19 protein-coding genes are annotated in these 21,303 nt (G+C 68.3%); 8 read left to right on the top strand and 11 right to left on the bottom strand.

Annotated features, from left to right (window positions below; translation table 11 throughout):
• The first annotated feature begins 849 nt into the window (after window positions 1-849).
• Together Q0C41_RS01180 and Q0C41_RS01175 are read left to right on the top strand one after the other, a co-directional pair.
• Window positions 850-1,065 carry a hypothetical protein gene (locus Q0C41_RS01180; protein WP_291980608.1) on the top strand — a complete coding sequence of 72 codons (216 nt, stop codon included), beginning with the start codon at window positions 850-852 and terminating at the stop codon, window positions 1,063-1,065.
• 237 nt (window positions 1,066-1,302) lie between these two features.
• Window positions 1,303-1,476, top strand: a complete 174-nt coding sequence (locus tag Q0C41_RS01175; protein ID WP_291980607.1) for a hypothetical protein — start codon at window positions 1,303-1,305, stop codon at window positions 1,474-1,476.
• A 118-nt stretch (window positions 1,477-1,594) separates the two neighbouring features.
• Here the strand turns inward: Q0C41_RS01175 and Q0C41_RS01170 are convergent, their stop codons facing one another.
• From Q0C41_RS01170 to Q0C41_RS01160, 3 genes are all read right to left on the bottom strand, one after another.
• Window positions 1,595-1,915: a hypothetical protein gene (locus Q0C41_RS01170; protein WP_291980606.1), complete on the bottom strand. Its 321-nt coding sequence runs from the start codon at window positions 1,913-1,915 to the stop codon at window positions 1,595-1,597.
• 154 nt (window positions 1,916-2,069) lie between these two features.
• Window positions 2,070-3,932, bottom strand: a complete 1,863-nt coding sequence (locus Q0C41_RS01165) for a J domain-containing protein (RefSeq protein ID WP_291980605.1) — start codon at window positions 3,930-3,932, stop codon at window positions 2,070-2,072.
• A gap of 1,483 nt (window positions 3,933-5,415) precedes the next feature.
• Window positions 5,416-5,901 carry a hypothetical protein gene (locus tag Q0C41_RS01160; RefSeq protein ID WP_291980604.1) on the bottom strand — a complete coding sequence of 162 codons (486 nt, stop codon included), beginning with the start codon at window positions 5,899-5,901 and terminating at the stop codon, window positions 5,416-5,418.
• Window positions 5,902-6,023: 122 nt separating this feature from the next.
• Here Q0C41_RS01160 and Q0C41_RS01155 point away from each other — a divergent pair, with 122 nt between their 5' ends.
• Window positions 6,024-6,320 carry a hypothetical protein gene (locus tag Q0C41_RS01155; RefSeq protein ID WP_291980603.1) on the top strand — a complete coding sequence of 99 codons (297 nt, stop codon included), beginning with the start codon at window positions 6,024-6,026 and terminating at the stop codon, window positions 6,318-6,320.
• Between the two features lie 131 nt (window positions 6,321-6,451).
• Here Q0C41_RS01155 and Q0C41_RS01150 read toward each other — a convergent pair whose 3' ends face one another.
• From Q0C41_RS01150 to Q0C41_RS01135, 4 genes are all read right to left on the bottom strand, one after another.
• Window positions 6,452-6,733 (bottom strand): hypothetical protein, encoded by a 282-nt coding sequence (locus Q0C41_RS01150; protein ID WP_291980602.1) that lies wholly within the window; start codon window positions 6,731-6,733, stop codon window positions 6,452-6,454.
• Complete coding sequence (locus Q0C41_RS01145; protein ID WP_291980601.1) at window positions 6,730-7,233, bottom strand: Clp protease N-terminal domain-containing protein; 504 nt, start codon at window positions 7,231-7,233, stop codon at window positions 6,730-6,732. The genes Q0C41_RS01150 and Q0C41_RS01145 overlap by 4 nt, the downstream gene beginning before the upstream one ends.
• 43 nt (window positions 7,234-7,276) lie before the next feature.
• Window positions 7,277-8,098 (bottom strand): carboxypeptidase-like regulatory domain-containing protein, encoded by an 822-nt coding sequence (locus tag Q0C41_RS01140; protein WP_291980600.1) that lies wholly within the window; start codon window positions 8,096-8,098, stop codon window positions 7,277-7,279.
• A 73-nt stretch (window positions 8,099-8,171) separates the two neighbouring features.
• Window positions 8,172-9,734, bottom strand: coding sequence for an amidohydrolase family protein (locus Q0C41_RS01135; RefSeq protein ID WP_291980599.1), 1,563 nt, complete (start codon window positions 9,732-9,734; stop codon window positions 8,172-8,174).
• A 90-nt stretch (window positions 9,735-9,824) separates the two neighbouring features.
• Between Q0C41_RS01135 and Q0C41_RS01130 the strand changes: the two genes are divergently transcribed.
• Together Q0C41_RS01130 and Q0C41_RS01125 are read left to right on the top strand one after the other, a co-directional pair.
• Complete coding sequence (locus tag Q0C41_RS01130) at window positions 9,825-12,806, top strand: sensor histidine kinase (RefSeq protein ID WP_291980598.1); 2,982 nt, start codon at window positions 9,825-9,827, stop codon at window positions 12,804-12,806.
• A 6-nt stretch (window positions 12,807-12,812) separates the two neighbouring features.
• Window positions 12,813-13,436 carry a response regulator transcription factor gene (locus tag Q0C41_RS01125; protein WP_291980597.1) on the top strand — a complete coding sequence of 208 codons (624 nt, stop codon included), beginning with the start codon at window positions 12,813-12,815 and terminating at the stop codon, window positions 13,434-13,436.
• A 20-nt stretch (window positions 13,437-13,456) separates the two neighbouring features.
• On the opposite strand, the gene Q0C41_RS01120 is transcribed toward Q0C41_RS01125, so the two are convergent.
• Together Q0C41_RS01120 and Q0C41_RS01115 are read right to left on the bottom strand one after the other, a co-directional pair.
• Window positions 13,457-15,292: a PxKF domain-containing protein gene (locus Q0C41_RS01120; RefSeq protein WP_291980596.1), complete on the bottom strand. Its 1,836-nt coding sequence runs from the start codon at window positions 15,290-15,292 to the stop codon at window positions 13,457-13,459.
• Window positions 15,293-15,333: 41 nt separating this feature from the next.
• On the bottom strand, window positions 15,334-15,651 hold the full coding sequence (locus Q0C41_RS01115; RefSeq protein ID WP_291980595.1) for a hypothetical protein: 318 nt from the start codon (window positions 15,649-15,651) through the stop codon (window positions 15,334-15,336).
• 89 nt (window positions 15,652-15,740) lie between these two features.
• Between Q0C41_RS01115 and Q0C41_RS01110 the strand changes: the two genes are divergently transcribed.
• Window positions 15,741-17,903: an ATP-binding protein gene (locus Q0C41_RS01110; protein ID WP_291980594.1), complete on the top strand. Its 2,163-nt coding sequence runs from the start codon at window positions 15,741-15,743 to the stop codon at window positions 17,901-17,903.
• Here Q0C41_RS01110 and Q0C41_RS01105 read toward each other — a convergent pair.
• Entirely contained in the window at window positions 17,866-18,345 is a 480-nt protein-coding gene (locus Q0C41_RS01105; RefSeq protein ID WP_291980593.1) for a hypothetical protein, read from the bottom strand. The genes Q0C41_RS01110 and Q0C41_RS01105 overlap by 38 nt on opposite strands.
• Window positions 18,346-18,533: 188 nt before the next feature.
• On the opposite strand from Q0C41_RS01105, the gene Q0C41_RS01100 reads away from it, so the two are divergent.
• Both Q0C41_RS01100 and Q0C41_RS01095 read left to right on the top strand, forming a co-directional pair.
• Entirely contained in the window at window positions 18,534-19,592 is a 1,059-nt protein-coding gene (locus Q0C41_RS01100; RefSeq protein WP_291980592.1) for a PmoA family protein, read from the top strand.
• 141 nt (window positions 19,593-19,733) lie between these two features.
• Complete coding sequence (locus Q0C41_RS01095; protein WP_291980591.1) at window positions 19,734-20,759, top strand: SGNH/GDSL hydrolase family protein; 1,026 nt, start codon at window positions 19,734-19,736, stop codon at window positions 20,757-20,759.
• A 106-nt stretch (window positions 20,760-20,865) separates the two neighbouring features.
• On the opposite strand, the gene Q0C41_RS01090 is transcribed toward Q0C41_RS01095, so the two are convergent.
• Complete coding sequence (locus tag Q0C41_RS01090) at window positions 20,866-21,090, bottom strand: hypothetical protein (RefSeq protein ID WP_291980590.1); 225 nt, start codon at window positions 21,088-21,090, stop codon at window positions 20,866-20,868.
• Window positions 21,091-21,303 lie beyond the last annotated feature (213 nt).

The raw sequence follows: 21,303 nt of genomic DNA, 5'->3' as shown, positions 1-21,303 counted from the left end.
CCTCGCTCGTCACCGCAGCGTCTACGGGTCGCGTGGCCGGAGCAGTGTAGCTGGCCCGCCGGGAGCCCACGGGCTGCGCCCAACCTCGATTACCGGCTTGTCGCGAAGCCGCTGGACCCAGGCTAGCGCTCCAGGCCCCCAGTCGATCACGAGGCGACCTTCCAACGGCGCGAGGTCATCGAGCTTCACGAGGTGATAGAAGAACCCGCTCTCAGCCGGCCAATCGGATGGGCACCCAGCCGGAAGCGTGATCGATGTTGCCGCCACTTCTCCATGAACCGCGTAGAGACCAATCAGGCGCGCCAGGCTGCGGTCTTCCCCGAGGAACGCGAGTATGTATTGGCAACGCCTGAACCTCGGCTTGCTCTGATACGCCTGATAGTAGTGGAACAGTCCCCTGCTCATCAGCCCGGGGACATCGTACCGATGGTCCCGGTGACGGACGATCACGGTCTCTTTGGGAGACAGCGAACAGTGATGTTGCTCAAGGACCTCGAACAAGGTTGGCACGGCTTGCTCCGGCTGTGCGGCTCGGCGGATCAGGCAACGCCGCCAAGGTCCGTTGAACCGACGTATTGATCCCGCGGCCTTCGCCCGCTGGCCGAACCGCTGGAGACTCTCCACACGCGCAATGTTGCGCGAGCATTTTCGCACATTGGTCGGGTGCAGAGACGACGAAGACTTCCACGGCAGGCGCCTTCACGGACTCGCGGTCGCAGGCAACGCAAGCAGAGGTACCGGTATCAGATTTGGCGCGGTAGGGCGTCTCCCTCGGAGCCGCTGTGGACGGCGACGAGGTGAGAGTCACGGGCGTCGCACGCTGGCATGAGTGGCCGCACAATCTCGACAATGGACTGCGACATCATTGGCGACATTCACGGGCACTGCGACAAGCTCGATGCTCTCCTTGGCGTGATGGGCTACCGCCGGACGGCGGGCACATGGTGGCACCCAGAGCGGACGGCCATCTTCGTCGGCGACTGCGCTGCCCGGGCCGTGATGGGCAACCAAGAGCTGAATGCCATTGCCTGGCACACACGTGACCCTAGGCAACCGGACGAGTAGCTCCGTCCCCACTACAGCCCGAAGTGGGGCGCCAAGAACCGGGAGCAACACGCGGAGTTCCTGGCCGAGGTCGAAGACTATCCCGCGTGGCACGCCGAGATCATCGACTGGTTCCTCACCTTGCCCCTGTGGCTCGACCGACCGGGACTGCCGGTGGTGCACGCCTGCTGGCATGCGCCGTTCATGGCGTGGCTGGCCCCGCACCTCCACGAGGGCCGGTACCTCAGGCGCGAGCTCATGACCGCCGTGACCGCCGAGCCGAAGAATGAGGCAGAGAAGGACGACGCCACGCCGAGTGTGTTCAAGGCTGTGGAATGCCTGACCAAAGGGATCGAGGTGCCGCTCCCGCACGGCTACTGGTTCAGAGACAAGGACGGGCAAACCGCCGACAACTTGATCTGGGTGGACTGAGATGAGTGATATCGAGTGGCCCGGCCTGACGCCCCCAGCTCCGTTCCCCGCGGACGCTGCGGCTCCCGCACCTCGAGCGGCTGCCGCCGCTGTCCGAGGGCACTCCCTCCGGCAAGCATCACGTGCGGCTGGCGGTGCCTTCCTGGCATCGCGCCTTGACGCGATCGCGGATGCGGCCCATCAGGCGCCTCATCCTCCGCTCGTCCTCCGCACCGCAGTGGCCGCTGAAGCGCTCCGCTCGGTAGATGAGGAAGAGGGCCGCTCGCAAGTCCGCCAGCGTGCACGTCTTGGCGCCCTCGGCGATGCGGTACGCGTCGTCCAGGGAGTCGCACTGCTCGAAGTTCCCAAACGTCGCGGCGAATCGCTCGAGCTCCTGCAGCGGTGCGTCCTCACGAGGAAGCTTGCCGAGAATCAACGCGTCGTTTGGGACCTGGGTCACGGAACTCATTCCCGTTTCTGGCCGGGCGCGTTCGCCGTGCCGCGCCTCGCTGCAATCATTACGCAGCTGTCAGGCCTTTCGCCACTGCCGTTCCTGCGGGGACCAATCACGACACGAACCACGAAGCGGCCGGTGGCCAGAGGAGTCAGGAACCTCAGGCCCACCAGCTCGGTGCACCAGCGATTGTCGCGCGATGCTGTCTTGTCTCGACGACCACGCCCGCACTCGTCGACGACACTCGCCGTAGCGGATCCTTGGTCCGGACGGCCCCAACCCGCTTGCCGCTCGGCGTGAACCACGTCATTGCCTTTGGTTCCAGCAAGGCGAAGCCCGTATCGCCTACGACTATGTCAGTCGCACCGGCGACGTCGACCAGGGCCTCCAGTCGGTCGCCCGACAAAACGTACAGTCGCGTATCCGTGACGATGTACACGTGCGATGACGCATCGACCACGTGCCGAGGCACCGCGCCGATATCGTAGACGCGCTCGGGCGTTCCTCCGGGCGAGATGACGACTACTTTGCCCGAGTATCCCGCCACGAACGCGCCACCATCGTTGCCCAGGTTTGAGGCATAGATCCAGTCGGCCGCCTGGCTCTCGCCCACCACCATGCTCATTGTGAGGGTCACGTCAAGGGGACCGCCGTGATCGTCCGGGAGAGAGACGCGGGTTGCCGACAGCACCTGTTCGTAGGTGATGTGCTCGGCGTCGTCGGCTCCGAGTGACGCCAGGTCGGTTCCGGTGAGGAGCTGCATGGCCCCATGGAGCTCCCGGAAACGTGCCGTGGCAGTGGGATCGTGAGGGTTCCGATCGGGATGCCACCGCATAGCCAGCGCGCGGTATTGCCGCACGATGGCGTCGGGGGTGACAGGCAGCTCCAGTTCCATGAGCGAGAGGGCGGCCTCGACCTCGACGCTCGTGCCGGTGCGCTCTGAGCGCGCCGCGACTCGCCGACTCCAGCCTTCCTTGGTTGGCAGCCGGAGGCCCCAGATCACAGCCCCGGTCGCTGTATCCAGGCACCATGCCTCGTCGACAATCGTGATGAGGTACTTGCGCCGGTCCGCAGAGAGCGCGACGCTTCGGGTGTGGTTTTTAAGCTCGCGGGGTTCAATGCCAAGGCGTCTCGCCTGCGCCTGATACTCCGGCTGGTCAAGCAGGCGCTCCTCCAAGAACTGGTTGAGCGTGGGGGTATAACCGTGAAGAATCCCTTCTCTAGAGAGGAACAGAATGCCTGACCCGTCGCCGTTCACGTCGGCACGGTAGACGTCATGAGCGAGCCCGCCCGTACTGACCTCTGCGCCTTCAGCATCCGTCACGCGAAGCACCGATGCGGCATGCTCGAAGCCGTCCCGCTTTCCTTTCGGGTCCAGCCAGTACGTGTAGCGGCTTGTGGGGAAGACTTCCTTGAAGGCGAGGTTGGGCCGGTCAGCAGGCGCCAGCTTCTCTTGCGCAGCTACCGTCCAGCCCTCGCCCTCGACGATGAAAGTCGGCTGGGTCTTGGCAGGCTTCCCCGACTGCGCCTGGTCTGCACGCTCGGACCAGCGTGCCGGCGCCATGGGCAACCGCATGACAGGAAGTGTTGAGAAGTCGAGCAGTCGTGCCTTGGCTGCGGCGCGTGGGGTGCGGGAAATCGGTGAATGCCGCTGTTGAGGAACCAACACAGTCTGCGGTGGCGACGTAGTGGGCGGGTGGGGCGCGGCACCAGCGGTCGTCACATCCTGGATGACGTAACCCGCAGGGTAGAGCCGGTACGTCGAGTTGCTCTTGACACGGTAGATGCGGCGACCCTTCTCGAGTCGCGCCGCCAGCTTCGAGATTCTAGTGCGATGCTCTCCCGGGAGTGCGGCTTGGACCGCTGAGAGCAGTACACCGGGATTCTCGCGAGTTGCAGCCATGAGGGGTGGCACGAGCTGCACGTCCATTTCTGCCTGCTCCACCTCCGGCATCCAGTCTCGAAGATCCTTCTCGGATTCGAGCACCGCACGCAGTTCGCGAATGCCGTCGTGATCCTCCATGACGGCCATCAGCCTGGACGCGGTGTGAACGGCGTGCGAGCTGGCGAGGTCGAACGAGCCCCACTCACGTTTGCAGTGGCGCACGAAAGCTGGCAGGAGCGGGTAGGTCTCGCGAGCCGCCCGGATGGCTCGCGGGTAGTCAGCGTCCGCTTTGCCGCGTTCGATCTCCGCCGAGAGCTCGAAGTAACGGTCACTCGCGCTGCGTCGGCCGGCCGGTGCAGCGGCACTCTTTTGCGGGGACGGTCGGTTCGTAGGTGAAAGAGGAGGGAGCTGTGGCGTAGGCGCGGACGTTACCGGGAGTGGTACTGCTGCGGGGTCGTTCCCAAATCCGAATAGTTGCTTGAAGAAGCGCAGCATCGCAATAGGGTCTCAGTCTACGGCGGTCGGAGCGTCCTCGGTCCTGGAGGCGCATCACCACCGCATCAATCGCATCTCATCCCACTGCCCGCAGTGCGGGCCGGTACGCTTCGAGCGGCCCAGCATATGTGCCGTACACTCGCCCGGCTCCAGGCGGAGATTTTAGTGCGGTTGCTGCCTGTCAGGCGCGAAAGGCATTGCGGACCAGGTCCAGCGGGCGCGCACCGTCGAGTGCCAAGATGGGCGTTCCCGCGAAGAAGTCCATCAACTCCTCGAGCGTCTCCGGCGCCTCGCCGCGCCTGGATGTCGCGCGCCATGAACGCGTAGTCGTTCATCGTCCCGAGCACGCTCCGGTTGTGGGTCCTGGTGAAGACCACGTCGGCCATGTACTGCCGCTCCTGGTCGATCAGTGCCGCAGGCACACCGAGCGCGGCGAGTCGATCGGCCACGGCGTCGGCCAGTACCGCGGGCAGTCGTCGAGTATCCCGTGCGGGAACGATCGCGGCGCGGTGCGTGCGTCCGCTGACGAACAGCAGGAGCTGCTGACGACTGAGTCGCAACGCGTTGCCATACCAGTCGCCGAGTCGCGTCGAGGACAGGCCCTGCGGGACTACTGCAGGAAGCTTCAATCGTGCGAGGAGCTTCTGCGTGCAGAGGAGAACAACCATCGGCGATGCCCACGGTACGACAGATGCCGGCTCAGCAATTGATCCGTAAGCATCTTTCTGGCCGGCCAGGCTCGACCACATCGCCCGTCAGCAGACGCCTACAGATTGAATCTCGCAACTCCATATGCCACAATAGGTTGTGGCCGTCGAGAGCGCCGGACTCGAACCGCCGACCAATTCAAGATCCAGATTCCTGCAGTAACTTTTGCGGTACCTATCGCGAAAGTGCCGACCTGATTCGAGCCCTCGCCGAAGCATTCTTCGCAAGTTCAAGTCCGCCCACCGCACCATAGTTTCCTCCAGCCGTACGGGCGCCCCACCGCCTCCCTGTCTCGATTTCGTACTGCGGCGGGGCTGTTCGGAGCGCGCATGCCTCGCGTTGTCGTGACTCTTGTCGACGCGGAGATCGATCGAGCCAAGCGTCACCTGGCAGCACATCAGTGGCGATGTGTTTGTGCTTACCGAAACGCTTCGCGCACGAAATCGACGGGGCGCGCACCGTCGAGTGCCAGGATGGGCGTCCCCGCGAAGAAGTCCATCAACTCCTCGAGCGTCTCCGGCACCTCGCCCCGCGCATGGATGTCTCTCGCCATGAACGCGTAGTCGTTCATCGTTCCGACCACGCTCCGGTTGTCGGTCCGGGCGAAGACCACGTCGGCCATGTGCTGCTGCTCCTGTTCGATGAGTGTCGCCGGCACACCAAGCGCGGCCAGTCGGTCGGCCACGGCGTCGGCCAGCACCGTGGGCAGTTGTCGCGTATCCCGAGCGGGAACAAACACGGCAAGGCGGGTCCGTCCGCTGACGAACAGCAGGAGCTGCTGGCGACCGAGTCGCAACTCGTTGCCATACCAGTCGCCGAGTCGCGTCGAGGACAGGCCCTGCGGGACCACGGCAGCACGCTTCAATCGTGCGAGGAGCTTCTGCGTGCAGCGGAGGACAACCATCGGCGGTGCCTACGGTACGACAGGAACGCGACAACAACCCAGCGGTGTCATCATTTTCGTCCTCATCACTTGATCAGGAGAGTCGCTCGATGGCACGCCGCCCGCGCACTTGGATCACCGACATGAGGCACTACCTCAACGAGGGCATGCTGGCCGACATGCCCACGCCAGCCATGGACCTCGCGCTGTACCAGGGCGCCATCGTCGCGTGGGTGAGCAGTCACGCCGCCTCGCCGTCACCCGAGACGAACGTGCGCTGCCGCGTGCGGACGCGTGCGTACGGCCGCTGTGTCGGCGACATCCAGGCCGGCATCGCGCCTGACGATGCCGTCGAGTGGTTCTGCTTCCTGTGTCACGAGTCGGGTCGCATCAGTGGATGGCGGCAGACGCCATGGGATCGTTCGGCGAGGAAGCGGTGACACGGGGTTCATGCAGCCACTTCGTCGGATCGCCGTCCTGATCCTCTGCGCACCCACGAACCGCCTCGCTGACCTGGTGAGCGTGATGCCGCGAGATCGAACTCCGAGACGGTCTCGAGGATGCAGGTCCGTTACTTCGTGTCGTAGGGCAGGCAGACCACGGCCACCAGGTCGTAGCCGCCTTCCGCGTCGAGCCTCTCCGCGTACGCCCTGGCCGCCTCGCGGCTGGGCGGGTCAGGGATGTGGAGATGGGTGCGGGAGTCGGACTCGCCAGCGAAGCGGTATTCCACCCCCCACTCGGGTGGCGGGGTATCCAGCGCAGCCGGCTCAGCCGGTGTAAAGGGCTTGCGTCTGAGCGGCTCCGCGCTGTCCATCCTGGCCGACGTGTTGTCGTGCGGGCGGTCCGTCTTCATGGGTCGAGCCTCATCGTGCGAATGCGGTCCTCGAACACCTCGCCGATGTCTGGCGCGCTGGCTTCCGCCCCCTCCGTCGCCTGGGCCTGTACCGCGGTCCGCAGCGCATTGAGCCCGAGGCCGGCCTCACGCAGCAGGACGCTGGCGGTGGAGTGTTCGTCGCGCACCAACCCGAGCAGGAGGTGGCCCGTCGTGATTTCCTTGCACGACATGGCGTCGGCCTCGGCCACCGCGACGTCGAGCGCCTTGGTTACCGCTGGGGCGAACCGCACCTCGACGCTGGTCGGTATCGACGTCGTCGCTCCCGACAGTACGCGCGTCCTGACGCTGTCGGCGTTCACCCCGGCCGCCTGTGTGAGGCGTGCCGCGATGCCACCCCGTGCCTGCAGCAGGCCGAGGAGCAGGTGTTCAGTCTCGATGGCGGCGCTGCCTGATTCGCTGACCTCGAGCCTGGCCCCGAACAGTGCGAGCTTCGCGGCTTCGCTGTATCGCTCGAACACGACCGCCTCCAGTAATGGTGAGCTGTTGTGACGTTCCTGGTCCCTAGAATCCCAGCTTCACGCCGACCCGGCCGGCCGTCCCGCTCCTCAACCCTTTGGTGGCCGTCGCCGGCAGGGGCATCAGCCCGTCGTCTGCCACGCCGCTCTGAAACGAGCGGTACGCATCTCCGAAGATCGTCAGGTCGGTGCCGCCGACGGACCAGTGCTTCTCGACGCCGAGGCGAGCGTCCCACGTCAGCGTGCGCGACGGGTCGAACAGCGTGGACCACATCCCGGTGCGTGGAGACGGCGTCCCCGTGATGTCGGACAGCAGCGTGGCCGGGCCGCTCCGGCGACGTGCCGACACCGCGCCCGTGAGCAGGGTGCCCCAGGGCCCGGGGCGCTCGACCGTGACACCGGCGGACCACTGATCAGGCCGCGCGGTCGGCGACAGCGGGTCGCGCCCGGACGACCACGAGCCGACGCCGGTCGTACGCGTGCGGGGTGTCCGGAGTCGGCCCGCCTCGTCGTGGGAGAGATCGATCTGCAGGCGGCCGCGCGCCGTTCCGGCGCCGTGCGTGAGTCCGGCCGGCAGAATGACGGACAGGCGTTGGTCGCGTGCCGCAGGCACCTCCACCGTGACGCCAGCGCTCGCGTCTTCCGGCGCCTGCGCCACCAGAATGCACGCAGCCGCCGGCACTCCACCGAAGGCGAAGGTGCCGTCGACATCAGCGGTCTGCTCGACGCGCCAGTTGCCGCACTGCAGGTCGACGCGTGCACCCTCCGCCACGCGACCGTCATGTCGCAGCACGATGCCGTGCACGCGTTCGTTGGCGGGGAAGTCGGGTTGGCTCAGCAGTACTGCCGCGGCGACGAGCACGCGCATGGCCGGCCCCCCATGGCGCCTTCAGACGTCGCCGCGCCGGGAACGGTCGGGAGCCACGCGCCGCCAGTGCCGTTCAGTACGCCTGTGGATGCCGCACGAACCGCCACAGCACCTTGCAGGCCACGGTGAGGCTGCGGGCCTGAGCCGCGACATGTGCGCGGATCGCCTCGAGTGCCAGGTCGTCGAACACGCGCCCGTCGAAGACCACGGCGGCAATCGCGGTGGTGTGGCGGATGTCCTGCAGCGGGTCGGCCCGCAGCAGGACGAGGTCACCCTCGTGGCCCACCGCGATGCGTCCGGCCTCGTGGTCCCGCCCGTAGTACGCCGCCCCGTGCAGCGTGGCGGCACGCAGGACCTCGGCCGTCGACAGGCCTGCCGCGACGAGTTGCTCGAGTTCCAGGTGCAGCGCCGCACCGCCCACCAGCGTGTCGGTGCCCGCCAGCACCTTCACCCCGAGTCGATGCGCCTGGCCCGTCAACTCCAGCCCCTTGGTGTGGAAGTCGCGATGGGCGCGTCGCCCTGCGGGTGTCGGATCGGCGGCGACCAGCGCATCGAGGTCCTCGAACCACTGCAGGCGCAGCAGCGGGTGCATGTAGCGCAGCGTCGGATGCCGCCGCACGTCGTCGTGCTCCGCGTAGCCGTCGACCCACCGGGTGAGGTGCGTGGGTACGTACCACGTGCCCGCCTCGCGCATCGCCTCGAGCAGGGCCCGAGCCTTCGCAGGGTCGTGCCGGTCGACCATCCGCCGCCGGTCCTCATGCCATGCGGGCGTGCCAGCGGAGGCACGCAGCGCATCGGCGCCGTCGAACGTCTCGTGCAGCAGCAGGCGGGCGTGCTCGATGGACTTCTGGTGGCGCACCGCTTCGAAGCCGTCCACGGCGTGCGGTCGATGGCCCACGACAGGACGGCCGACGCGCCTGGCCTCGTCCACGAGCGCGCGATAGGCATCGGCAGGCAGACCGTCATACACCTTGATCTCGTCCACCGTCGGGGCGAACGCGCGAACGAACGCACGTGCGGCCTCTGGCGTGCTGGCGTCGAGGTACCACGCGGCCTCCCTGACCCGCCGGCGCGTGGCTGGTCCGTGCGCCATGAAGCTCGCAGACGACACGATGCGCGGCGCCACGCGGACGCCGGCCAGCGCCTCCCGCGTCCACGCGCGCTTCTGATCCGCGCAGGCGATGAAGGGGTCGTGCTCGGCGGGGCACCCCATCATGTCGCGGACGTGGGTCACGCCGAAGGCGACGTGCAGCGGCAGGTCCAGCAGGTCGGCGAAGGCGTAGACATGCGTGTGCATGTCCCACAGCGCGGGCATCGCAAAGTAGCCATGCCCGTCGATGACCTGCGATCCGCCCACGTCATCACCGGGGACCGTCGCATGGACGGCGACGATGCGCCCGTGCTCGATGACGACCGTACGACCCGGCACGAGCGCGCCATCCTCGACGTCGACGATGGTGACGCCGCGCACGATGAGTCGTTGCTGCTGCGGCGGCGGGACGAGCGACGGCTCAGGCCACAGGACGCCGAGCGCGAAGGCCCCGATCGCGCCGACGATCCCGAGGCCCGTCAGCATGGCGAGCCGTCGCCAGCCGCGCGTGTGTCGCAGGAATGCCGGGAACGGGAACGCGGGCACGTGTGTCGATACGGCACGCGCAGCGCTGCGGTTCGCACCGCCTGATGCCGCCGCCGGACACGGGGGCGCTGTAGTAGGCTCGCCCTGCCCATGACCGTCGGACCCGGCTCACGTTGTCCTCGCCGTCGCATCGTGGGGCTGGGGCACATCCTGTGGGCCCTCGCGGCCGTCGTCCCCGCGCTGGCCGTGGCGGCACCCGCCGCGCCCCGCGACAACGGCTGGGTCGTCGACCGCTGGGACGTCGAGCACGGCCTGCCCATCAACGGCGTCAGCGACCTGCTGCAGACCGACGACGGCTACCTGTGGGTGGCCACGTGGGCCGGACTCGTCCGCTTCGATGGCGTCAGGTTCACGCCCGTCCCGGGGACCCTGCCGAGCAGCCACATCCGCGCGTTGCTGGCCGATCGCGACGGCAGCGTGTGGATCGGGATGGGCGCCGGGGGGCTGGTGCGCTGGCGCAACGGCCGGGTCGACACCGTCATCGCCCCGAAGGATGTGCAGGGACACGACGTGTCGTCCCTCGCCCGCGATGCGGCCGGACGTGTCTGGGTGGGGACCGAACGGTCCATCAGCGTTGTCGACAACGGGCGCGTCACGACGCTCGATCGCTCACACGGCATGCCCGAGGACGTCAGCGGCGTCCTGGCGACGGGCGTCGACGGACGCATCTGGATCCAGTCGCCGTCGGCGACGTGCCACGCGATCGACCTGACCGTCCACTGCCGCGCACGGACCGTGGCCGGGCGCCCGACCGCCATCCTGCCCGATCGGAACGGACGCGTGTGGGTCGGCACGGCCCGCGGCCTCTTCGTGGACGACGCCACCGTGGCGTCGACGGCGCGGTGCCAGGGCCGTCCCTGCGTGCTGACAGGCGCGGTCTCGGCGCTGTTCGAGTCTCGCGACGGCACGGTGTGGGTGGGCTTCGCCAACGGCGACCTGGTGTCGATCGCGGCAGACGCGACCCGACGCTGGCAGGCGTCGGTCGACGTCCCGGCCGGACAACTCGTCGCGTTTCACGAGGACCGCGAAGGCAGTCTCTGGGTGGGCACCACCGATGGCGGCCTCACCAGGCTCAAGCGCGCGCGCGTGGCGACGTATGGCACCGCCGAGGGCCTGCCCGCGCCGGTGGTCGGGTCGATCGTCGCGGACGCGAGCGGCACCATCCACGTCGGTTCCAACTGCGGCCCGGTCTCGTCCCTGCAGGGTGACCGCTTCGTGCCCCGCTTCGTCGAGCACCTCGGCGACGCGTGCGCCTGGGTGCTCCTGCCGGCCCGCGACGGCTCTCTCTGGATTGGCACCAGAGGAAGCGGCCTGTTCCACTGGAGTACCGGGCGCATGGAGCGGTACGGCCCGGCCGAGGGTCTGTCGGACACGACGGTGCGCGGTCTCTTCGAGGATCGGGACGGCGTCATCTGGATCGGCACCGAGACGGGGGGCCTCCACCGCTTCGAAGGTGGACGGCTGTCGCGTGCCTACGGCCCGGAAGACGGGGTCGCGACCTACCTGATCGCGAGCTTCGCCCAGGATCGGGACGGCCGTGTGTGGATCGGGTCCAACGGCAACGGCCTGTCGGTCTTCGAGGGCGGCCGGTTCCGCACCCTGCCGGCGGAACGGCATCCGCCGACCCGTGACATCGCCGGCCTGCTGATCGACAGCCGCGGCGATCTCTGGATTGGCAGTGCCGCCGACGGTCTTTTCCGCCTGCGGCAGGGACGCTTCGAGCCGTTCGGACTCGCGCAGGGGCTTGGCGACCGCCTGGTCGCCGTCATGGTCGAGGACCTCGATGCCAATCTCTGGGTGGGCACGGCGCGCGGCATCGCGCGGCTCGAGCGGCAACGCATCGAGGCGGTGGCCGCCGGTCGCGAGCAGGGGCTCGCTCCGATCGTGCTCGACCGGACCGACGGCATGCGTCACGTCGAAGGGTCGGGCGGCGGCTTTCACCCGTCCGGCTGGCGTGATCGCCGTGGCCGACTGTGGTTCTCGACGCTCGAGGGCATCGTCGTCATCGATCCGTCGACGTTCGCCATCAACCGCACGGCGCCGACCGTGGTCATCGAGTCGGGTGTCGTCGATGACCGGGTCGTGGTGATGCGCGATGGCGTGTTGCGTATCCCGCCGGGATCGGACACGGTGGAGATCGCCTACACCGCCTCGAGCATGCTGGCCCCCGCGAAGGTCCAGTTCCGCTATCGCCTCAGGGGGTTCGACACGCAGTGGCATGCGGTGGGCGGGCGTCGGACCGCCTATTTCACGAGGCTGACTCCAGGCGATTACGTCTTCGAGGTCGAGGCGTCCAACAACGACGGTGTGTGGAGCACGACGATGGCGACCGTCGGCGTGGAGGTGCTGCCGCTGCTGTGGGAGCGCGCGGGTGTGCGGCTCGGGGCGCTTGGCGTGTTGCTGCTCGTGACCGGAGCGGTCGTCTCGGCCGCATCGCAGCGTCGGGCGCGGCGCCGGCTCGACGATCTGGAGCGGGCGCGAGCCCTCGACCGCGAGCGCACCCGCATTGCGCGCGACCTGCATGACGACCTCGGGTCGCGGCTGTCACACATCGCGTTGCTGGCCGACCGGGACAGCCAGCCGGCAGCCTCCGGCCTGGCCAGCGCGGCGCGGAACGCCGTCGAAGTGCTCGACGAACTGGTCTGGGCGGTCAACGCCCGCAACGACACCGTCGAGAGCTTCGCCGCCTATACCGGCCGGTTCGTCGAGGACCACGTGTCCACCGCGGGACTGCGGTATCGCACCTCGCGGGCGGGGGATCTGTCGCGGCACGAGCTGGCCGCCGATGCCAGGCGCCACCTCTATCTGGCCGTCAAGGAAGTCGTGCACAACGCCGTGAAGCACGCCGCCGCCTCCGAGATCGCCCTGCACATCGGCGCCGACGCAGCCGCCCTGACCATCCGCGTCATGGACAACGGACGTGGCATGCCGACCGATGGGGGCGACCCGACCGGCACCGGCTGCGCGAGCACGCGCGAGCGCCTGGCCGCCGTCGGCGGCACGGTGACCTGGCGCGCCGGGCAGCACGGGGGGACGGAGGTCACCCTCCGGGTGCCGTTGCGGGCATACTGACCAGCGATGTCAGTGACCGTCGCGATCGTCGAAGACGACGCTCAGCTCCGCGCGGCGATCGTCGAGCTGATCAACGCGTCAGAGGGGCTGACGTGTGTGGGCAGCTATGGCAGCACGGAGGCGGCGCTGGCGGCGCTGCCTGGTGTGGCGCCCCACGTCGTGCTGATGGACATCAATCTCGGCGGACTCAGCGGCATCGAAGGCACGCGGCGGCTCAAGGCGGGGTCACCGGCCACGCATGTGGTGATGCTGACGTCGTTCGACGACAGCGACCTGATCTTCGAGTCGCTCAAGGCAGGCGCCACCGGGTATGTCCTGAAGCGCACGCCCACGCCGCAGATTCTCGCGGCCATCCACGACGTCTGCGCCGGCGGCGCGCCGATGTCGGGCGTCATCGCCCACAAGGTGGTCCAGTACTTCCGGCACAACCAGAGCGCCCCGGAGGTGCAGCACCTGACCGACCGCGAGCGCGAGGTGCTCGACGCGCTCGCCGAAGGGCAGCAATACAAGGAGATCGCCCATCACCTCTCGATCTCCATCAACACCGTCCGCAAGTACATCAAGGGCATCTACGAGAAGCTGCACGTCAACACCCGTGCCGACGCCGTGCGCAAGCTGGGCCGGGTCTAGGCCCGGCCCAGCGGCGCAGGCTACCGGAGCTTGAACCGGGCGACGTAGCGCTCGCCGTCGTCGAGCGTCACGGTGACGACTCGGCAGCCGGTCACTCCCTTCTGCGTCTTCCAGTTGAAGATGAACACGTCGTCTTCGGCGTCGTAGCGAAGGCCGCCGGCGGTGCTCTCGGCCAGCTGCTCCTCGAGCACGCTGTCGGGCGACGCATCACACGCGACGGCGCTCTCCGTGAGACTCACGAACGAGCTGAGGGCCGTGACGGGCGTGCCCTCCGGTCGTGCCAGACGCCACTTGATGGGGATGGTCCGCCCCGCCTGCCCGACGTTCAACACCGGAAGGTTCTCCACGGGCGCAAGAAAGCCGGTGAAGACATACGGCACGCGGACGGGCGACCACCTGGCGAAGAGGAACAGGACGCTCGAGACCACCGGTTCGCCTCTGTACGGCCGCGTCAGGTCACCGTTCACATACCATCCGTCGAAGGTCCAGCCCTCGATGGGACCAGGGGTGCAGGTGAACGTCAACGGCGCGAAGCCGCTCGTGTTGCGGCACCCCCCGGTGGCGCCACTCAGGTAGACCGTCACCCAGGTCGTCCACTTCGCAAAGAGGGTCGTGTCGTCGTAGATGCGGTCGGTGTCGAAGCGGAACGGACGGGTCCGAGCTTCATCGAGAAACCACCCCTCGAACCTGTCCTCGGGGCAGCACGGCTCCGGGGCCTCCCCGGCGAGCGCGCCGAGCGGGACGAGGCGGGCGGGGATGGGCTGACCGTACTCGCTGACGTAGGTCACCGTCCGCAGCTGATCGGTCCAGACGGCGTGCAGCGTCAGATCTTCGGTGATCGTCGACGCACCGAACGGAAAGAGCGGTGCCGTGATCGAGGCCGTCGGGTCGAGCGTCCAGCCCACGAAGTACCAGCCGGCGTCCCTGGAAGCCGGAGCCGGCGGGGGCACGGCCGCCGTCCCGATCGGGACGGCCTGCGGCTCGACGGCCTGCGCCAGCGGCAACTGACTGGTATAGGTGATCACCGGGTCGCGCCACACCTCGATGAGCGGGCAGTGGACGCCGAAGCTCGGCTGATTGAGCGCGTTGAGCGCCTGGACGCAGGCGAAGTGGACACCGAGGTCGTCGAGCGTCGGGGTCCACCGCAGTTCCGCCGTCACGTCCCGCAGGCCCGAACTCGTCTCGACGAGCTGGGCGCCGGTCGGTACGTCGATCGCCGCGATGGTCGTCGTGCCGAGACCGGTGGCGGCAAACGGCACCACCAGTTCCTCTCCGACCTTCACGCGCGCGGGCGCGGCCTCGGTGGTGAACCAGGGACGCTGGACGCAGCCGGCCTGGAAGGGCGAGCAGTCGGTCACCACCTCGACCACCGTGTCGAGGACCGCGGAAACCTGGCGGCGCGTCAGCGAGCGCGACGTGGAGGTGGCCGTGAACTGCACGGCATACAGACCCGACAGGATGGGGGTCCACGAGGCGAGCCCCTCCGGGGTCAACGTCATGCGCTGGAAGGGTGGCGGCTCCGGGTACGTGCAGGTGGCCGACAGACTACACGTGCCAACCGGCACGGGCGTCGTCAGCAGCGAGGCGCTGGCGGCACTGAACTCGACGGTCGTCTCCATGTCGACAGGAGCCACGAGGGGCACTGCGAAGACATTCGGGGCATTCTGCCGGACGGCAATGCGCGGCAGGGGAGCGAGCACGGGTGACCGGAGTGCTGCCGTCAGATCGATCGTGGTGGCGAGCCTGAACGGTCGATCGTCGTTGCCCTCGCGGAGCGTGCTGAGCCGATCGGACGATGCGATGGTCACCTCCGCCGGCAGATCCTGAAACGGCACGTCCACGTCGATGGTGCCCACGCCGACAATGACTCCGTCGGCGAGCGAGATCGCCTTGACTGTCAGCGGCCCGTCGATCCGTCTGACGGAGCTCGGATCCGGGTACGCCAGTCTCCGGAGCTCCAGGGGGGGCACACCTCGGCAGGCATCAATGCACCGACGTGAAGGTGACTCAGATCACCGTGAAGCGACGGGAAACCGATGCGGTAGCCCACCTCGTACGTCAGCCGGATCCGTACGTCGGTAAACGACGACGACGACACGCGCTCCCAGGTGAGCGTGCCATACGCGACATGCGTCGCCGACGCGAACTGGGCCGTCGCCAGAAGCGACACGATGACGGCGAGGAACGTTCCGAGGAGACGACGGGCGGATTGCATGGCAGTACTCTAGGGCCCCGCCCCTCGAGCCCGTCAGTACATGAAGATGTGATGGACGTACGCGCCCGCGGTCGGTGCCGATCAGCAGTGTGGCGATCGTGTCGACGCGTTGTAGCATCAGGGAGCCAACAGCGGACGACCCCACGCTGGCGAGAGCAAGCGCCAGCCCGACCTCACGAACGAATGGTCCCCCGGGTATGACGAAGCTGCCGTCTGTGTCACCGATAGCCACGTGTCTGGACCTGACCAGGGCCATCAGCAGGAGCCGCACGGTCGAGGACATCTACGCGGCAGCCCTGGATGCGCTCGAAGCCGGCCTCGGCGTCGATCGATCCTCGGTGCTTCTGTTCGATCCCGACGGGGTGATGCGATTCACGGCCAGTCGCGGCCTGTCCCATCGCTACCGCCTGGCCGTCGAGGGCCATTCACCCTGGCGCCCCGACAGCGTCGACCCACAGCCGATCTGGGTCGAGGACGTCGAGACGGATCCGTCCCTGGCACCCTTTCGCCCGGCCCTGGCCGCCGAACGCATCGCGGCCATGGTGTTCGTGCCGCTGACCAGCGCCGATCGGGTGATCGGCAAGTTCATGCTGTACTTCGCCACGCCGACGCCGGCGAGCGCGGATGCGCTCCAACTGGCAGGCGTGGTGGCCGCTCAGGTGGCCTTCGCCGTGGAGCGGACTCGAACGGAGGATCAGGCGCGCCGCAGCGAGGAACGGCTGAGATTCGCCCTTGATGCCGCCTCGATGGGCACGTGGGACTGGGACCTCGCGACCAACGCGGTGCAGTGGTCCGAGAACCTCGCCCGCATCCACGGACTCCCCGACGGCACGTTCGACGGCACGTTTGCCAGCTACGAGCGCGAGATCCATCCAGACGACCGTGCGCGCGTCCTGGCGTCGGTGCAGCGCGCCCTGCGCGACGGCGTGCCGCATGATGTCGAGTATCGCCTCGTCGCTCCCGATGGCACGGTCCGATGGTGCGAGGGGAAGGGGCGCGTCGAGTACGAGGGGGAACGCCCCGCCCGCATGAGCGGCGTCTGCATGATGGTGACCCGCCGCAAGGAGGCCGAACTGGCCAGGCTCGCCGCAGCCGAGGAAGCGAGCCGTCAGAAGGACGAGTTCCTTGCGACGCTGTCGCACGAGCTGAGGACACCGCTCAACGCCATCATCGGGTGGGTCCAGATGCTTCAGGCCGGCGAGCTGCCCCCCGCCCGCGAGACGCAGGCCGTCCAGGTGATTGGCCGCAACGCCAGGCTGCAGGCGCAGCTCATCGAAGACATCCTCGACGTGTCGCGGATCATCAGCGGGAAGCTCGACGTCGAACGCGTGCCCCTGTCGCTCGCACAGTTGTGCGACACGGCGGTCTCCGGCGTCGGCCCGTCGGCCGAGGCCAGGGGCGTCGAACTCCGTCAGGAACTCGCCGCCGATCTGCCGCCCATCGACGGTGATCCCAAGCGGCTGCACCAGGTGCTCAACAACGTCCTGTCCAACGCCATCAAGTTCACCCCGGAAGGTGGCCGGGTCGTGCTGCGCGGCGCTGCGACCCCCACTGACGTCCACATTCGCGTCGAGGACTCGGGTGTCGGGATCCCGAAGGAGTTCCTGCCCTTCGTCTTCGATCGTTTCCGTCAGGCCGACAGTCGCTCGACCCGCGCCCACGGCGGACTGGGCCTGGGTCTCGCGATCGCTCGCCACATCGTCGAACAGCACGGGGGCGAGATCGGTGCCACCAGCGACGGGCCCGGCCGGGGGGCGACCATCTGGATTCGTCTGCCGGTGGGCAGCGCAGCCATTCGGCGTGACCTTCGCGACGTGCCCCCGCCCGTCGAGACGGTCAGGCTGGACGACGTCGCGATCCTCGTCGTGGACGACGAGCAGGACTCCCGCGAGATGCTGGCAGCGGTGCTCGAACAGCGAGGCGCCACCGTGCATCAAAGCGATTCGGCCGAGGCCGCGCTGGAGGTCGTGCGGGCGCTGCCTCTGGGGGTCATCATTGCCGACATCGCCATGCCCAGCGTCGATGGCCACGAGCTGATGCGACGCATCCGCGCGTCCGGCAATCGCATCCCCTCGATCGCCGTGACGGCCTTCGCGCGTTCCGACGATCGCCGGGCCGCAATCGCGAGCGGCTACTCGATGTATGTCGCCAAACCCATCGACGCCACGCGGTTGCCTGGGATGGTGCGCGATCTGGCCGCCTGCGCACCCGCACTCAGTGGGCGCTCAACGCCGCCAGCGTCTCCTCGGTGACGTTGGCCGCCGCGCCGAAGTCGGTGATCAGTCGGCCGCCCTGCACGCGCAGCAGGAAGAACGCGAAGTCGCCGAGCGTCGTCACCGGCTCGGCCTCCGGGAACTTCATCAGATAGAGTGCCCGCGCCGCGGTGTGGACCGGCGTGTCCGGCTCGAGCGGCAGCACTTCGCCGCGCAGCGTGAGCCGCCTGACGCGCAGCGCGTCGACGCCCTCGACCATCGGTTCGTGCAGCAGCGCGTCGAAGGCGGCGCCCGGCTGCAAACCCTTCGTGTGTCGTGCCAGCCGCGAGGCGTGGACGATCAGGCCGCGGCTGTCGGGCGTGACGGCAAACGGCAGCAGTCCGATGACCGGCGACTCGTCCACGACGAGCGCCAGCGCGAGGACACGCGACGAGGTCAGGAGGTCGCGGACGGCGTCCAGTTGGGCGGGCAGCATCGGCATGGCCGACACAGACTACCGCCGAACCGCGGGACATCAGTCCTCCCGCGGACGCCTCGGCGAGGCGTCCCTCCCATCAGGGAGCCGTGTGCGATGCGCGGGACAAGTCCCGCGGCTACGGTCGACCCCGACTCCCGACTCCCGACTCCCGACTCCCGACCCAGTGGTACAGTGCGCGCGTCATGGTGCAGATGCCCAGAGTCGTGTCCGTGGTGGCGTTCGGTGTGTTCGTGTTGGCGTCCGCGCTGCCGGTGGCCGCGCAGGTGACCCTGACGCAGACCGCCACCGGGGTGACCGTCGAGATCGACGGCAAGCCGTTCACCGAGTTCCATGCCGGCGGCGAGGATCTGAACCGCGTCTACCTGCATCCGCTGCGCGCCGCGTCGGGGACGGTGGTCAACCGCTCCGTGCCGGCCGGACAGGTGCCTGGCGAGACGGTCGATCACCCGCACCATGCCGGCCTGTTCTACGGGCACGGCGACGTCAACGGCTTCAACTTCTGGGCGATCCAGAACGTGAAGCCCGCGGCCGCCCAGGCCCCGGCCGCCGCCGGAGCGGAGCAGCGCCAACTGCCCACCGCTGCCGGTCCGGCGCCGACGACGCTCACCCTCGGGCGCATCGTGCCAAAGGGCCCCATGACGGTGAAGAGCGGCGCCACCAGCGGCACCATCGACGTGGTGCTCGACTGGCGCAAGCCGGACGGGACGACGCTGCTCACCGAGACCCGCCGGATGATGTTCCGCGGCGATCGCGCCCTGCGGATCATCGACGTGGATCTCGACCTGCGCGCGGTCGAGACGGTCGAGTTCCGCGACACGAAGGAAGGCACCTTCGCCCTGCGCATGGCCACGGAGCTCGAGGAAGTCCCCGCCACGGCGAAGCCCGGTGCGCCGCGACGGACCGGCCGCCTCGTCAATGCGCGCGGCGGCGTCGGCGAGAAGCAGGTGTGGGGCAAGCAGGCCGAGTGGGTGGACTACGCGGGCCGCATCGGCGACGAGCCCGTCGGCATCGTGATGATGGACCACCCCACCAACCCGCGGCACCCCACCTACTGGCATTCGCGCGGTTATGGCCTGCATTCGATCAATCCGTTCGGCCTGCACGACTACCTGAACGACAAGACGCAGAACGGCGGGTTGACGCTCCAGCCGGGCGAACAGGTGCGTTTCCGCTACCGCGTCGTGATCCATCCCGGTCTGTCGGTCGATCGGCTCGCCGCGCTGTACCAGGACTACGCACGGACCAGATAGCGCGGCCGTACGGCCGAGCATCGCGTAAGCCCATCTGCACAAATCACGTGCGCCACCGGCCGCTGATCCCGTAGGATCGCGGGCGTTCGCTCCCGCACGCCCCTCCAGTTCCACACCACCCCCAACAGAAGCAGGTTCGACATGTTCTTCGTCAGACTCGCGCGCCTCGTCGCCGCGACCCTGTGCGTCGTCTCTCTCGCCTCCGTGCCGGCCGCCGCGCAGCGCGCGGTGCCGACCTACGATGCGTTCTACGTCTTCGGGGACAGCCTCGTGGACGTCGGCAACGTCTGGATCACGGCCCGCGCGCTCCGCATCGACCCCGCGCCGCCGCCCTCGACGTCGCCCAACCTGACGTACTTCCAGGGACGCTTCAGCAACGGCCCGGTCGTCGCCGAGTACCTGTGGCAGCGCCTGAGCGGTCGCGCGCCCGGGACGGCCGGCGCCCTGCGTCCCTTCATGGCGGCGCCGTGGCTGGGCGCGTCCGGCGCGGTGGCCTTCGCGTTCGGTGGCACCGGCACCCCTGAACTGGATCGCACCCCCGGCGGGCTGTACGCACCGGGCCTGAAGGGGCAGGTGGAACTCTTTCGCCTCGCCCTTGCCGGGCGTTCGCCGTCGCGCAAGGCGCTGTACCTGGTGATGACCGGCGCCAACGACTACCGGGCCGACGCCTTCAACGTCCCGATGTCGCCCACGGCCGTGGTCGCCAATATTGCCGACGCGGTGACGCGTCTTGCTGCGATCGGCGCGCGCGACGTGATCATCCTGACGCTGCCTGATCTCGGTCGGCTGCCCTATCTCACGGGCGAGCAGATCGCCCAGGGCACGGCGGTGACGATGGCGCACAACGCACTGCTGTCGCAGGCTGTCGAGGAGCTGTCGGCGCGGCTGCCACGGGTGCGTCTGCGGCTGGTCGACGCCAACGTGACGTTCGACGACTTGCGGACGCGGATGGAGTCGCAGGTGCCGGCGCTCGACGCCCTGCTGCCGCCCATCGACGCGACGACGCCGATGTCGGCGTGTCTGTTCGTGAATCCGGCGGCGTGTCAGGACGTGCCCGGCGGTCGGTTCGACGTCGGTGGGGCGTTCTTGTTCTGGGACGTGGTGCATCCCACGACCGACGCGCATCGGGCGCTCGCTGACTACTTGTACGATCAGCTGCGACGCTGACGAGGAACGGCGTGGGGCGTCCGGGAGGGCAGGCGCGTCAGGCGCGCGACCCGGACGTCGGCAGGGCGACAACCGACGGGTGACCGACGTCGGTTGGTCGACGCCTCTAGTGAAAGACCTGCATGTGGGCCGGGCGCGTGTACGCGGCCTCGAACTCGTCGATCCACACGGCGCCACCCTGCTGGTGTGCCACGAGCAGGCCCAGCGAAATGGCGGAAAAACGGTCCGAGAACCGCTGGTCCAATACGGGACGGTCCGCGTGGTCGACCACCACCCAGTGGTCTCCCTCGGCGCGAACGGCAACGTCGGCGAAGTTGAGAGGTCGCAACATGTCAGGATTGACGAGCATGAGGCGTGCCACGTCTCAGGCTCGCACGCACAAGGACTCCAGACGACGTCGGGACGACAGTGTCCCGCGCCGCATCAGCCCTCATCAGACTGTGATCAGTGCCCGCTGGTTCCATGGCCGTCCCTGTGCCATGGTCGTGACCGCGCCGTGACCCGATTTTCCACCCGCGTGTGGGCGACGATTCGTCGCCACGCC

Origin of the sequence: Luteitalea sp. (assembly GCF_022842525.1) — a bacterium.
In the GTDB taxonomy this organism is placed as follows: Bacteria; Acidobacteriota; Vicinamibacteria; order Vicinamibacterales; family Vicinamibacteraceae; genus Luteitalea.
The sequence above is the reverse complement of the archived record's forward strand: the minus strand, read 5'-3'. Positions and strand labels throughout refer to the sequence as shown.